Below are 14,220 nucleotides of genomic sequence, written 5' to 3'. Positions count from 1 at the left end.
GCGATGCAATTGCGACTTGATGCGCTGGAGCCGCACCTCGCGAAGGGGTTGGCCGGGCTCTATACCGTCTACGGCGACGAGCCGCTGCTCGCGCAGGAAGCGTGCGACCGCATTCGTGCGGCCGCGCGCGCGGCCGGCTTCACCGAGCGCTCGGTGCATACGGTCGAGCGCGGCTTCGACTGGAGCGTGCTGCTCGGCGCGACCCAGGCGATGTCGCTGTTCGGCGAGCGCCAGCTGATCGAGCTGCGCATTCCGTCGGGCAAGCCCGGCAAGGAAGGCGCCGATGCGCTGAAGACGCTCGCGGCCACGCCCAATCCCGATGCGCTGATGCTCGTCACGTTGCCGCGCCTCGACGCGGCCACGCAGAAATCCGCATGGTTTACCGCGCTGCAGAACGGCGGCGTCGCGCTGAAGATCGATCCGGTCGACCGCGCGCAACTGCCGAACTGGATCGGCCAGCGCCTGTCGATGCAGGGCCAGCGCGTCGCCTCCGGCGACGACGGGCGCCGCGCGCTGCAGTTCATCGCGGAGCGCGTCGAGGGCAACCTGCTCGCCGCGCACCAGGAAATCCAGAAGCTCGGGCTGCTGTATCCGCAGGGCGCGCTGTCGTTCGAGCAGGTGCACGACGCGGTGCTGAACGTCGCGCGCTACGACGTGTTCAAGCTGAACGAAGCGATGCTCGCCGGCGACGCCGCGCGGCTCGCGCGGATGATCGACGGGCTGAAAGGCGAGGGCGAGGCGATCGTGCTCGTGATGTGGGCCGTCGTCGAGGAACTGCGCACGCTGCTGCGGATCAAGCGCGGCACGACGGCCGGCAAGCCGCTCGCGACGCTGCTGCGCGAGAACCGCGTGTGGGGGCCGCGCGAGCGGCTGATCGCGCCCGCGCTGAACCGCGTGTCGGAAGCGGTGCTCGAGAAGGCGCTCGCGTTCGCCGCGAAGCTCGACCGGCAGGTGAAGGGCTTGTCCGCCGTCACGCCGGGCCGCCGCACGCAGGACGAACCGCCGCCCGACCCCTGGGACGGGCTGTTCCAGCTCGCGATGACGGTTGCGGGCGCCCGCGGCGAGCGACCGCCGACCGCGGGTCGCGTGCGACGCTAAGTCCCGTTCGGGCCTTCAGCGCGCGCTGCGCAACCCGCTTACAATGCTTCGATGAACGGGGCGCCGCCCTGCGCGGCGCGGTTGTGCGGCCGTTAGCCCGCCCGGATGGCCGTCTCGGATGGCCGCCCGCCCGGATGGCCGTCCCGCTTCCCCCACGAATTCATGCCGCTCCGCGCGGCTCGCTTCTCGAGTCACACGATGGATATCGATCAGTACATGACCGACCTGGGCCGTCGCGCCCGGCACGCTTCCCGCGCGATGGCGCGCGCCAGCACGGCCGCGAAGAACGCGGCGCTCGACGCCGTGGCCCGCGCGATCGAACGCGACGCGCAGGCGCTGAAGGACGCGAATGCACGCGACGTCGCCCGCGCGCGTGAAAAGGGGCTCGATGCGGCGTTCGTCGACCGCCTGACGCTGTCGGACAAGGCGCTGAACACGATGGTCGAAGGGCTGCGCCAGGTCGCGTCGCTGGCCGATCCGATCGGCGAGATCGGCAACCTGAAATTCCGCCCGAGCGGGATCCAGGTCGGCCAGATGCGCGTGCCGCTCGGCGTGATCGGCATCATCTACGAGTCGCGCCCGAACGTGACGATCGACGCGGCCGCGCTGTGCCTGAAGTCGGGCAACGCGACGATCCTGCGCGGCGGCTCCGAAGCGCTCGAATCGAACGCGGCGCTCGCGAAGCTGATCGGCGAAGGGCTCGAGGCGGCAGGCCTCCCGCAGGACGCGGTGCAGGTCGTCGCGACGGCCGATCGCGCGGCGGTCGGCAAGCTGATCACGATGACCGAGTACGTCGACGTGATCGTGCCGCGCGGCGGCAAGAGCCTGATCGAACGGCTGATCAACGAGGCACGTGTGCCGATGATCAAGCACCTCGACGGCATCTGCCACGTGTACGTCGACGATCGCGCCGATCTCGACCGCGCACTGACCGTCTGCGACAACGCGAAAACGCACCGCTACGGCACCTGCAACACGATGGAGACGCTGCTGGTGTCGAGCGGCATCGCCGCGAAGCTGCTGCCGCCGCTCGGCACGCTGTATCGCGACAAGCAGGTCGAACTGCGCGTCGATGCGGCCGCGCGCGCGGTGCTCGCCGATGCGGGCGTCGGCCCGCTCGTCGACGCGACCGAAGAAGACTGGCACACCGAATATCTGGCGCCGGTGCTCGCGATCAAGGTCGTCGACGGGCTCGACGCCGCGATCGAGCACATCAACCATTACGGCTCGCATCACACGGATGCGATCGTCACCGAGGATCACGACCGCGCGATGCGCTTCCTGCGCGAAGTCGATTCGGCGAGCGTGATGGTCAACGCGTCGACGCGCTTCGCGGACGGTTTCGAATTCGGCCTCGGCGCGGAAATCGGCATCTCGAACGACAAGCTGCACGCACGCGGCCCCGTCGGCCTGGAAGGGCTGACGTCGCTGAAGTACGTCGTGCTCGGGCACGGCGAAGGCCGTCAGTAAGTCAACCGCGAGGCGCACAATCGATGGCAATGCTCTGGGTCAAGACGTTCCATGTCGTTCTGATCGCCGCGTGGTTCGCGGGGTTGTTCTACCTGCCGCGCATCTACGTGAACCTGGCCATGGAGACCGATCCGGCCGCGGTGCGGCGCCTGCTGCTGATGGCGCGCAAGCTGTTCCGCTTCATGACGATGATCGCGGTGCCCGCGCTGGCCTGCGGGCTGTGGCTGTGGCTCGTGATCGGCATCGGCCAGGGGCAGGGCTGGATCCACGCGAAGGTGACGGTCGTGCTGCTGCTGATCGTCTATCACGCGTATTGCGGGCACCTGCTGAAGGTGTTCGAGCGCGGCGAGAACCGCCGCTCCGACAAGTGGTATCGCGTGTTCAACGAGCTGCCGGTGCTCGGCATGCTCGCGGCGGTCGCGCTGGTGGTGATCAAGCCGTTCTGAGCGGGGCGGCCGGCGAAACCGTCGCCGTCGAATCATGCGCAACGGCGCCCCGCGGGGCGCCGTCGTTCGTTTACGCGCGGCGTTCCGCGACGGCTACTCCTTCGTCGGGTCGTCGATCCGGCGCCGCGTGATCGCTTCCTTCGCGCGGCCGACGCGCTCCATCAGCGCCGGCCCGCGCGACAGCGCGACGCCGACCGCGAGAATGTCGCCGATCGCGAGATGCGACATCCGCGACGTCATCGGCGAGAACACGTCCGTTTCCTCGGCGACGTTCGACGCGAGGCTGACCGTCGCGAGCTTCGCGAGCGGCGAATGGCTCTGCGTGATCGCGACGACTTTCGCGCCGCACGCGAGCGCGGAGCGCGCGGCGTCGACGATGTCGCGCGTGCGGCCGGTGTTCGAGATCGCGACGACGACGTCGTGCGGCCCGAGCAGCGCCGACGACATCGAGAACGTGTGCGGATCCGAATACGCGACGCTCGGCACGCCGAGCCGGAAGAACTTGTGCTGGATGTCCTGCGCGGCGATGCCCGAGCCGCCCGCGCCGTAGAACTCGATGCGCGACGCGTTCGACAGCAGCGCGATCGCATCGGCGACGCTGCCCGCCGACAGGCTGTTGCGCACCTCGATCAGCGCGCCGATCGTGCGGTCGAATACCTTGCCGATGATGCCGGGCGCCGGCTCGTCGGGCTCGACGTCGCGGTACACCGACGACACGCCCGGCGCGACGCTTTGCGCGAGCCGGATCTTGAATTCGCGGAAGCCGCTGCAGCCGAGCGCCTGGCAGAAGCGCGCGATGGTCGGCTGGCTGACGCCCGCGCGGGTCGACAGCTCGGTCATCGCGAGGTCGAGCACCTCGCGCGGCGCGGCGAGGATGTAGTCGGCGAGCTTGCGCTCGGACGGGCGCAACTCGGCGCGGATCGCTTCAATGCGAGGCAGCATGGGACGGCACGTGGAAATCGGGTTCGGATGAGCGAGTGTATCGCAATCGAATTGTAGAAAATCTACAAGAAAATACTAGCGCAACCGCGATGGTTTCGATGTGGCGTCGGCAGCGTGAATTAGGGTTTTCACTGATTAAAGCCTTGCTGGTGGCGGGAATGGCGGTTGCGTGCGCGTCGATCCGCATTGCATGCTTGTAGTTTTTCTACTAGACTGGCTTCGTTCGATCGACGAAGCTCGACCGTCCCCACGATTCCAACCGCCGGTGTCGGCCGGCATACAGGAGCGCCCAGCATGACGTCGCTGCACCCCACCCTGGCGAAGGTCACCGAACGCGTGATCGCCCGCAGCCAATCGACCCGTTCCGCCTATCTGCAGCGCATCGACGGCGCGCAAGGCAAGTTCCCGGCACGCGGCGCGCTGTCGTGCGCGAACCTCGCGCACGGCTTCGCGGGCCTCGAGGGCAACGACAAGTTCGCGATCAAGGCGATCCGCGAGCCGAACATCGGCATCGTGTCCTCGTACAACGAGATGCTGTCGGCGCACGCGCCGTACAAGGATTTCCCCGAGATCATCAAGGCGGCCGCGCGCGAGAACGGCGGCGTCGCGCAGTTCGCGGGCGGCGTGCCGGCGATGTGCGACGGCGTCACGCAGGGCAACCCGGGGATGGAGCTGTCGCTGTTCTCGCGCGAGGCGATCGCGATGGGCACGGCGATCGCGCTCACGCACAACATGTTCGACGCGGCGCTCTGCCTCGGCATCTGCGACAAGATCGTGCCGGGCCTCCTGATCGGCGCGCTGCAGTTCGGCCACCTGCCGACGATCTTCGTGCCGGCCGGCCCGATGACGAGCGGCCTGTCGAACGACGACAAGGCGAAGATCCGCCAGCAGTTCGCGACCGGCCAGGTTGGCCGCGACGCGCTGCTCGAAGCCGAATCGGCCGCATATCACGGCCACGGCACCTGCACGTTCTACGGCACCGCGAACAGCAACCAGATGCTGATGGAGCTGATGGGGCTGCACCTGCCGGGCTCGGCATTCGTTCACCCGCACACGCCGCTGCGCACCGCGCTGACCGCCGAGGCCGCGCGCCGCGTGCTCGACCTGACCGTCGAGCGCGGCCGCTACACGCCGATCGGCCATGTGATCGACGAAAAGGCGATCGTCAACGGGATCGTCGCGCTGCTCGCGACGGGCGGCTCGACCAACCATACGCTGCACCTCGTCGCGATCGCGCGCGCGGCCGGCGTCCTGATCGACTGGAACGACTTCGACGAGCTGTCGGCCGTCGTGCCGCTGCTCGCGAAGATTTACCCGAACGGCAAGGCCGACGTGAACCATTTCCACGCGGCGGGCGGTGTCGCGTTCCTGGTGCGCAACCTGCTCGAAGGCGGGCTGCTGCACGAGGACGTGACCACCGTCGCCGGCAAGGGTCTCACGCACTACACGAAGGAGCCGAAGCTGATCGACGGCAAGCTGACGTGGGTCGACGGCGCGGCCGAGAGCCACGACACGAAGGTGCTGCGCGGCATTCGCGACCCGTTCCAGCCGGACGGCGGCCTGCGCCTGATGCAGGGCCGGCTGGGCCGCGGCGTGATCAAGATCTCGGCGGTCGCGCCCGAGCATCGCAAGGTGACGGCGCCTGCGATCGTGTTCGACTCGCAGGAAGCCGTGCAGGAAGCGTTCGATCGCGGCGAGCTGAAGCGCGATTTCGTCGCGGTGGTGCGCTTCCAGGGCGCGCGCGCGAACGGCATGCCCGAGCTGCACCGTTTGACGCCGCTGCTCGGCGTGCTGCAGGATCAGGGCTTCCACGTCGCGCTGGTGACCGATGGCCGCATGTCGGGCGCGTCGGGCAAGGTGCCCGCCGTGATCCACGTGTCGCCGGAAGCGTTGCTGGCCGGCCCGATCGGCAAGGTGAAGACGGGCGATACGCTCGTGATCGACGCGGAAGCCGGCGTGCTGGACATCGAGGTCGACGAAGCCGAGTGGCTTGCGCGCGCGGTCGCGCAGCCGCGGCACCAGGCCGAGAACGAAGTCGGTTTCGGGCGCGAACTGTTCGGCGTGTTCCGCGCGGCGGCCGCACCGGCCGAGCAGGGCGCATCGGTTTTCGGGACGCTGGTCGGCGAAACGGCCGCCCACGTCGCCGCATGAATTTCAAGGAGCCAATTCAATGAAGACGATTGCTGAAATCGTGAAGCTGGGCCCGGTCATTCCGGTGCTCGCATTCGACTCGGTCGAGCAGGGCGAAAACGTGTCGCGCGCATTGCACGCCGGCGGCGTGAAGGTGCTCGAGATCACGCTGCGCACGCCGGCCGGGCTGGAAGCGATCCAGCGCGCGAGCCAGCTCGCGGACGACATCGTCGTCGGCGTCGGCACGATCACGAAGCCCGAGCACTGCGCGCAGGCGAAGCGCGCGGGCGCGAAGTTCGGCGTGTCGCCGGGCCTGACGAAGGAACTGCACCTCGCGTCGCTCGACGCGGGCCTGCCGCTGCTGCCCGGCGTGATGACGCCGAGCGACATCATCCAGGCGCTCGAATTCGGCTACGACATCGTGAAGTTCTTCCCCGCGCAGCAGGCGGGCGGCGTGCCGATGCTGCAGGCGTTCCACGGCCCGTTCCCGGCGCTGAAGTTCTGCCCGACGGGCGGCATCACGGTCGATACCGCGCCGAACTTCCTGAAACTGCCGAACGTCGTGTGCGTCGGCGGCTCGTGGCTCACGCCGAAGGCCGCGCTCGCCGCGCAGGACTGGGCCGAAGTCACGCGCCTCGCGCAAGCGGCGAGCCAACTGCCCCGTTAAGGCTTGTACCAGATGACGGTTTGGCCCTCGGAAAGCAAGCGTTAGTGCTTGTTTTACCGAGGGTTTTTGCTGATGGAACCGGTTCTATCCGCGGATCGCAAAGATAAGTAAAATTCAGCGTCCTGACGGGGGGGTACCCCCGTGTTCCGGAGACCTGCATAGCCGGGCATACTCGCAACGACTCGCCCGGTTCGAACAATTCTAGGAGGAGTGCCACATGGGGGCCGTCCAAGGCAGCATGCTGCTCGTATTCACGCTGATCGCGATTGCCGCGCTGATCCTGATGATCGCGCGCTACAAGATCTACCCGTTCCTGGTGCTGATCATCGTCTCGCTCGGCCTCGGTCTCGTCGTCGGCATGCCGATGGACAAGATCGTCAAGTCGTTCGAAACGGGGACCGGCGGCACGCTCGGCCACATCGCGATCGTCGTCGGCCTCGGCACGATGCTCGGCAAGATGATGGCCGAATCGGGCGGCGCCGAGCGGATCGCGACCACGCTGATCGACTGGTTCGGTGAAAAGAACATCCACTGGGCGATGATGTTCGTCGCGATCATCGTCGGCCTGCCGGTGTTCTTCGAAGTCGGCTTCGTGCTGCTGATCCCGATCGCGTTCAACGTCGCGAAGCGCACCGGCAAGTCGCTGCTCGTCGTCGGCCTGCCGATGGTGGCCGGCCTGTCGGTCGTGCACGGGCTGATCCCGCCGCACCCGGCCGCGCTGCTGGCCGTCCAGCAATACGGCGCCGATATCGGCAAGACGATCGCGTTCGGCCTGGTCGTCGGCGTGCCGACCGCGATCATCGCGGGCCCGCTGTTCGCGCTGATGATCTCGAAGTTCGTGAAGCTGCCGGAAAACAACCCGCTCGCGTCGCAATTCGTCGATTCGCGCACGGACGGCGGCAAGCGCGAACTGCCGAGCTTCGGCATCACGCTGTTTACGATCCTGCTGCCCGTCGTGCTGATGCTCGTCGGCAGCTGGGCCGACCTGGTGTTCACGCCGAAGTCGCTGCCGAACAACCTGCTGCGCTTTGCCGGCAACTCCGACGTCGCGCTGCTGATCGCCGTGCTCGTGAGCTTCTGGACCTTCGGCGCGAAGCAGGGCTTCAACCGCGACCAGATCCAGAAGTTCTGCGGCGAGTGCCTGGCGCCGATCGCCGGCATCACGCTGATCGTCGGCGCGGGCGGCGGCTTCGGCGGCGTCCTGCGCGACAGCGGGATCTCGCAGCAGATCGTCGAGACCGCGAAGCACGCGCACCTGTCGCCGCTGCTGCTCGGCTGGTTCGTCGCGGCGCTGATGCGTCTCGCGACGGGTTCGGCGACGGTCGCGATGACGACGGCCTGCGGCATCGTCGCGCCGATCGCGGCGGCGTCGGGCGCGTCGGTGCGGCCGGAGCTGCTGGTGCTCGCGACGGGCTCGGGCTCGCTGATCTTCTCGCACGTGAACGACGGCGGCTTCTGGCTGATCAAGGAATATTTCGGGATGACGGTCGGCCAGACGTTCAAGACCTGGTCGCTGCTTGAAACCATCATCTCGGTGCTCGGTCTGAGCTTTACGCTGTTGCTGAGCGTGGTTCTGTAACAAGGGGTAGTCAATGATTCTGATCGCAATGGGCGTGTCGGGCGCCGGCAAGTCGCTGATCGGCGAAATGCTGGCGGAACGCCTGTCGTGCAGCTATACCGATGGCGACGCGTTTCATAGCGCGGCGAACAAGGAAAAGATGCACCACGGCATTCCGCTGACCGATGAAGACCGCTGGCCGTGGCTGCGCACGATCCGCGCGGCCATCGAGGAAAAGCAGCACGCGGGCGAGACGGCCGTGTTCACGTGCTCGTCGCTGAAGCGCTCGTACCGCGACGTGCTGCGCGGCACCGATACCGACGTGCGGTTCGTGTATCTGAAGGGTTCGTTCGAGGTGTTGCAGGAGCGCCTGAAGAGCCGCACCGGCCATTTCTTCGATCCGTCGCTGCTGAAGAGCCAGCTCGACACGCTCGAGGAGCCGGGCCCGGACGAGGCGATCGAGGTCAGCATCGAGCTGACGCCCGAGCAGATCGTCGATCAGGTCATGCTGAAGATCGGCCTCGCGCATCCGCACTGAGCGCGGTTCGCGGTCATCGTCCTGGAAAAGGCGCCTTCGGGCGCCTTTTTCGTTGGCGGCGCGGACGCCGCTCAGGCCGTGTGCGCGCGTTGCGCGATGCCGTCGAGCAGCACGTCGAGCATCGTGTCGTGCACGACCGCCGGATCGAGCTGCGCATAGAGCGGGGCGGCCGACTTCACGAGCGGATGCGCGGCGTCGGACAGCGCGTGCATTTCCGCGAGCTCGACGTCGTTCGCGGCGCGCGTGAGGCCGCCGGCCTCGGCGGCGGCGAGGCCGATCACGCTCGCATACCAGCCGACGCATACCGACGGCAGCGCCGCGCGCGGGATGCCGGCGTCGGTCAGCGCGCGATGCACGGCCTCGATGTGCGCGAGATCGGCCGGCCCCGTGCTCATGTGCCGCTGCAGCAGCGCGAATGCGGCCGGGTAGCGCAGCGCGAGCGCGCGGTACTGGCGCGCGAGGTCGCGCAGCCGTTCGCGCCACGGCAGTGACGGATCGACCGGCACGAGCGAGCGCGACAGCGCATTCGCGATCGCGCGGCTCAGGCCGTCCTTCGACTTGAAGTGATACAGCACGCTCATCGGGTCGCAGCCGACCGATTGCGCGAGCTTGCGCACGCTGAACGCGGCTTCGCCGACGTCTTCGAGCAGCGCGAGCGCGGCCGCGACGATCGCGTCCTTGTCGAGGCCGCGCGGCCCTTGGGCGGGTTTGTCTTTCATCGAGGCGGGATGGCGCGCCGGGCGGTGCCGACTGTAAACTTGACGAAAGCTTATTCTACACTGTAGAATTATTTCTGCGGTGTAGAAATTGGGTGTCCCGGCACCTTTCAATACGTGCTTTCGCACAGTCCGGGATCCAGGCGGCACGAGCGCGCCGCCGTCAACACGGGCCATCGCGCCCCTTTTCTCGTTGACACCCATGTGGAACCGGCTGCCCCCACCCGCGAAGCCAACAGGCTCTTCGACAGGCGGCCCAAGACCATGCAAGTGCAATCATGACTTCCAATAACCGAGCCCTGATCCGGGGCGAAGCGCGTTTCGAGCAAACGCAACTGAACATCGAAAAAGACAACTGGAACTGGTGCGATCCGGCCCGCTATGACGGCGAGCGCCCGGCGAACTGGTACGAGGCGTCGCTGTCGCGCCATGAAAACAGCGCGCCGCTCGCGCACGACGCCGTCTGCGACGTGCTCGTGATCGGCGCGGGCCTGCTCGGCGCATCGGCGGCGCTGCATCTCGCGGAAGCGGGCGTCGACACGATCCTCGTCGACAAGCATCACGTCGGCTCGGCCGCGTCGGGCCGCAACGGCGGGCAACTGACGCCCGGCCTCGCGCGCTGGGAAGCCGCCGACATGATCGAGAACCTGTCGCACGACGATGCGAAGCGGCTGTGGCGCTTCGCGTCGGCCGAGTCGATGGACCTGATCGACGGGATCGGCGCGCGTTACGCGCTCGATCTCGACCGCAAGCGCGGCCACGTCACGGCGGCGGTCCACCCCGGCCACATGAGCGCGCTGCTCGACGGCGCGGATGCGCGCCGCCATCTCGGCGACGCGGGCGTGAAGCTCGTCGGCCGCCATCAGCTGCACGACGAATACGTGCGCTCGGGGCTGTATCACGGCGCGGCGATCGATGAGATCGGCGGGCAGATCCATCCGCTCGCGCTGGTGCGCGGTCTCGTGCACGGCTTCCGGCTGAACGGCGGTGCGCTGTTCGAGGGCACCGAGGTGCTCGAACTCGACGAGACGCCCGCGGGCGTCGTCGCGACGACGCCGGGCGGCACGATCACCGCGCGTCGCGGCGTCGTGCTCGCGCTGCACAACACGACGTTCCGGCTGCTCGACGACGGCGCGGCGACCACCGTGCCGTTCTTCACGTACGTGAGCGTGACGGCGCCGCTCGACGTCGACGTCGCGACGCTGCTGCCGGCCGGGATGCCGGTGTACGACACGCAGTTCCAGATCGACTACTACCGGCCGGTGCGCGGCAACCGGCTGCTGTTCGGCGGGCAGGGCACCGGCAGCTGCTGGGCGCAGCCCGACGTCAACGCGTATCTGCTGACGCGGCTGAACACGGTGTTTCCGCAGCACGACGGCCGCTTCGCGCTCGACTACTGCTGGAGCGGCGTCAGCGACTTCACGCTGAACGGCGCGACCGACAGCCGCAAGACCGACGGCCGCGTGCCGATGTACATGGTGCAGGGCTGGAGCGGGCACGGCGTCGCGCAGACGGTGCGGATCGGCAAGGCGATCTGCGACGATTTCGTCGGCCGCAACGACGATTTCTCGATGCTCACGGGCATCGACCATCGCGCGATTCCGCTCGGCCGGCAGCTGTCGCCGATCGCGATTCCCGCCGCAAAGGCCGCGATGAGCGTGATGAGCGCGTTGAATCCGGGGCGGATGATCTCGTTCTGACCGGATTGCGGCAGGCAACAAAAAGCCCGATGCGAATTGCTTCGCATTGGGCTTTTTCGTCGGGGCGACGGCGGTGCTTACGCGATCCGCTTCGCGAGTTCGACGGCCTTGCCGATGTACGACGCCGGCGTCATCGCGAGCAGGCGATCCTTCGCCTCCTGCGGGATCGCCAGCGTGCCGACGAATTCCTGCAGCGCCTCGCGCGTGATGCCCTTGCCGCGCGTCAGTTCCTTCAGCTGCTCGTACGGGTTCTCGATGCCGTAGCGGCGCATCACCGTCTGCACCGGCTCCGCGAGCACTTCCCAGCAGTTGTCGAGATCGTCGTTCAGGCGCTGCGGGTTCACTTCGAGCTTGTCGAGGCCGCGGATCAGCGAGTCGTACGCGAGCAGCGAGTAGCCGAGCGCCACGCCCATGTTGCGCAGCACCGTCGAGTCGGTCAGATCGCGCTGCCAGCGCGACACCGGCAACTTGTCGGCGAGGTGGCGCAGCGTCGCGTTCGCGAGGCCGAGGTTGCCTTCCGAGTTCTCGAAGTCGATCGGGTTGACCTTGTGCGGCATCGTCGACGAGCCGATTTCGCCGGCCTTCGTCTTCTGCTTGAAGTAGCCGACCGAGATGTAGCCCCACACGTCGCGGTCGAGGTCGAGCAGGATCGTGTTCGCGCGCGCCACGGCGTCGAACAGTTCGGCCATGTAGTCGTGCGGCTCGATCTGGATCGTGTACGGGTTGAACGTGAGCTTCAGGCGGTTTTCGATCACGTCGCGCGAGAACGCTTCCCAGTCGAATTCCGGATACGCGGACAGGTGCGCGTTGAAGTTGCCGACCGCGCCGTTCATCTTGCCGAGGATCTCGACCTTCTCGATGCGCGTGATCGCGCGGGCGAGGCGCGCGGCGACGTTCGCGAGTTCCTTGCCGAGCGTCGTCGGGCTGGCCGGCTGGCCGTGCGTGCGCGACAGCATCGGCTGTTCGGCGTGCGCGTGCGCGAGCGCGACGAGGCGCTGGTAGACCGTGCGCAGCGCCGGCAGGATCACGTGTTCGCGCGCGCCGGCGAGCATCATCCCGTGCGAGGTATTGTTGATGTCCTCGGACGTGCACGCGAAGTGGATGAATTCGCTCGCCTTCTCGAGTTCGGCCTGGCCCTTCACCGATTCCTTCAGCCAGTATTCGACGGCCTTCACGTCGTGGTTCGTCACGCGCTCGATTTCCTTGATGCGCGCGGCGTCGTGCGCGGTGAAGCGCTCGGCGAGCTGCAGCAGGAACTGCTCGGAGGCTTCCGAGAAGCGCGGGACTTCCGCGAAGCCGGCGCGCGACAGCGCGATCAGCCAGTGCACCTCGACGGTGACGCGGTGGCGCATGAAGGCGGCTTCGGAGAGCCAGTCGCGCAGCGCTTCGGTCTTGCTGGCGTAGCGGCCGTCGATGGGCGAGAGCGCGGTGAGGGCGAAAAGCGTATCGGGACGAGTGTCGGACATGATCGGGCAGGGCCTTTTGGGGCCGGGGCGAACGAGGGGAGGAGAATCCGGCATTTTACCATCGGCGCGCGTCGATCCCGACCGAACCGGTCCGGCCGCGGCCGCCACGGGCGAGCGATGCGCGGGCGGCGCGCGAACGGCATGCCGGCGCTCGCCCGCGCAGGCGCGCCGGGCCGTCCGTCAGGCCGCCGGCCGGGCGCGCCCGCCGGTAGAATGCAGGCTTCTTCCCGACCGCCGCCCGCCGCGCTCGCCTGCATGGAACTGAAATGGCTCGAAGACTTCGTCTCGCTCGCGGAAACGCGCAGCTTTAGCCGGTCCGCCGAGCTGCGGCACGTGTCGCAGCCGGCGTTTTCGCGGCGCATCCAGGCGCTCGAGGCGTGGCTCGCGACCGAGCTGATCGATCGGTCGGTCTATCCGACGCGGCTCACGCAGGCCGGGCAGATCTTCTACGAGCAGGCGCTGACGATGCTGTCGCAGGCGCACGAGGCGCGCACGCTGCTGCGCGGCCACGTCGGCGCGCCGGTGCCGACGATCGAATTCGCGGTGCCGCACACGCTGTCGCTCACGTATTTCCCGCGCTGGCTCGAGCGGATCGAGGCGAAGATGGGCCAGGTCCACACACGGCTGCGCGCGCTGAACGTGCACGACGCGGTGCTGTCGCTGGTCGAGGGCGGCTGCGACCTCGTGATGGGCTACCACCACCCGAGCCACCCGGTCGCGCTCGACCCGGCCCGCTACGACATGCTCGTCCTCGGTAGCGAGCCGATCAGCCCGTTCTCGGCGCCCGGCCGCGCGGGCCGGCCGCGCCATACGCTGCCGGGCGCGGCCGACGCGCGCGTGCCGTACCTGTCGTATACGCCGAACGCGTATCTCGGCCGGATGACCGAAGTCATCATCGCGAATGCGCCGACGCGGCTGTTCCTCGATCGCGTGTACGAGACCGACATGGCCGAAGGGCTGAAGGCGATGGCGCTCGCGGGCCACGGCGTCGCGTTCCTGCCGCACAGCGCGGTCGAGGACGCGGTCGCGGGCGGCCGGCTGATCCGCCTCGACCGGTCGGCGCGCGGCGGCGCGCATCCGTTCACGCTGACGATGGAGATCCGGCTGTACTGCGACAAGCTCGCGCTGCAGGGCGACGATCCGCGGCAGAAGCTCGTGCGTGCGCTGTGGGACGTCGTGCGCGACGAACTGCGCGAGACCACCGGCGACACCGCCGGTTAACCGCCGGCGGTTAATTCGGCCGACCGGCTCACTCAACTGACGGCGGCCTTGCAGCACCGGTCGGACGGCTGTCCGGCGGGCCTCCCGCGCATTTCCAGAACGATTTTCCACGAACGCGATGCACGGCCGATCGCGGGCGTTCTTGCGCAAATCGACCGCGGATTTGCGAAAAATCGCGATCATGCAAGAAACGCATAATCGAATAAACAAACGGCATTGGATAAAAAAAACGGGTTTTTCGACAATGTGCGCAATCCGTTGAACGTTG

12 protein-coding genes are annotated in these 14,220 nt (G+C 67.8%); 9 read left to right on the top strand and 3 right to left on the bottom strand.

All coding sequences use genetic code 11. The annotated features are described in order from the left end of the window. Positions 1–3: 3 nt before the first annotated feature. From holA to HWX14_RS08140, 3 genes are all read left to right on the top strand, one after another. Complete coding sequence (holA, locus tag HWX14_RS08150) at positions 4–1,098, top strand: DNA polymerase III subunit delta (RefSeq protein ID WP_053524953.1); 1,095 nt, start codon at positions 4–6, stop codon at positions 1,096–1,098. A 198-nt stretch (positions 1,099–1,296) separates the two neighbouring features. Further along, positions 1,297–2,568, top strand: coding sequence for a glutamate-5-semialdehyde dehydrogenase (locus HWX14_RS08145; protein WP_175882249.1), 1,272 nt, complete (start codon positions 1,297–1,299; stop codon positions 2,566–2,568). A gap of 23 nt (positions 2,569–2,591) precedes the next feature. Next, entirely contained in the window at positions 2,592–3,014 is a 423-nt protein-coding gene (locus tag HWX14_RS08140; protein ID WP_089466671.1) for a CopD family protein, read from the top strand. 93 nt (positions 3,015–3,107) lie between these two features. Here HWX14_RS08140 and HWX14_RS08135 read toward each other — a convergent pair whose 3' ends face one another. After that, a complete protein-coding gene (locus tag HWX14_RS08135) occupies positions 3,108–3,956 on the bottom strand; it encodes a MurR/RpiR family transcriptional regulator (RefSeq protein WP_126359737.1) in 849 nt (282 codons plus the stop codon). A 294-nt stretch (positions 3,957–4,250) separates the two neighbouring features. Here HWX14_RS08135 and edd point away from each other — a divergent pair, with 294 nt between their 5' ends. The 4 genes from edd to HWX14_RS08115 all read left to right on the top strand — a co-directional run bounded on the left by edd (position 4,251) and on the right by HWX14_RS08115 (position 8,849). Beyond that, the gene (edd, locus tag HWX14_RS08130; RefSeq protein WP_175882248.1) at positions 4,251–6,107 is read left to right on the top strand and encodes a phosphogluconate dehydratase; all 1,857 of its coding nucleotides are present in this window, start codon (positions 4,251–4,253) and stop codon (positions 6,105–6,107) included. Between the two features lie 19 nt (positions 6,108–6,126). Beyond that, a complete protein-coding gene (gene eda / locus HWX14_RS08125; protein ID WP_011544577.1) occupies positions 6,127–6,753 on the top strand; it encodes a bifunctional 4-hydroxy-2-oxoglutarate aldolase/2-dehydro-3-deoxy-phosphogluconate aldolase in 627 nt (208 codons plus the stop codon). Between the two features lie 217 nt (positions 6,754–6,970). Beyond that, entirely contained in the window at positions 6,971–8,332 is a 1,362-nt protein-coding gene (locus HWX14_RS08120) for a GntP family permease (RefSeq protein WP_011544578.1), read from the top strand. A 13-nt stretch (positions 8,333–8,345) separates the two neighbouring features. Continuing rightward, positions 8,346–8,849 carry a gluconokinase gene (locus HWX14_RS08115; protein ID WP_175882247.1) on the top strand — a complete coding sequence of 168 codons (504 nt, stop codon included), beginning with the start codon at positions 8,346–8,348 and terminating at the stop codon, positions 8,847–8,849. 71 nt (positions 8,850–8,920) lie between these two features. Here the strand turns inward: HWX14_RS08115 and HWX14_RS08110 are convergent, their stop codons facing one another. After that, entirely contained in the window at positions 8,921–9,568 is a 648-nt protein-coding gene (locus HWX14_RS08110; protein ID WP_175882246.1) for a TetR/AcrR family transcriptional regulator C-terminal domain-containing protein, read from the bottom strand. A 275-nt stretch (positions 9,569–9,843) separates the two neighbouring features. Here HWX14_RS08110 and HWX14_RS08105 point away from each other — a divergent pair, with 275 nt between their 5' ends. Then, on the top strand, positions 9,844–11,265 hold the full coding sequence (locus tag HWX14_RS08105; protein WP_175882245.1) for an FAD-dependent oxidoreductase: 1,422 nt from the start codon (positions 9,844–9,846) through the stop codon (positions 11,263–11,265). 77 nt (positions 11,266–11,342) lie between these two features. Here the strand turns inward: HWX14_RS08105 and purB are convergent, their stop codons facing one another. Next, complete coding sequence (purB, locus tag HWX14_RS08100) at positions 11,343–12,731, bottom strand: adenylosuccinate lyase (protein ID WP_175882244.1); 1,389 nt, start codon at positions 12,729–12,731, stop codon at positions 11,343–11,345. Positions 12,732–12,986: 255 nt separating this feature from the next. Here purB and HWX14_RS08095 point away from each other — a divergent pair, with 255 nt between their 5' ends. Next, a complete protein-coding gene (locus HWX14_RS08095; protein WP_175882243.1) occupies positions 12,987–13,952 on the top strand; it encodes a LysR substrate-binding domain-containing protein in 966 nt (321 codons plus the stop codon). Positions 13,953–14,220 lie beyond the last annotated feature (268 nt).

The sequence above is a fragment of the Burkholderia sp. BCC0044 genome (assembly GCF_902832955.1).
In the GTDB taxonomy this organism is placed as follows: Bacteria; Pseudomonadota; Gammaproteobacteria; order Burkholderiales; family Burkholderiaceae; genus Burkholderia.
The sequence above is the reverse complement of the archived record's forward strand: the minus strand, read 5'-3'. Positions and strand labels throughout refer to the sequence as shown.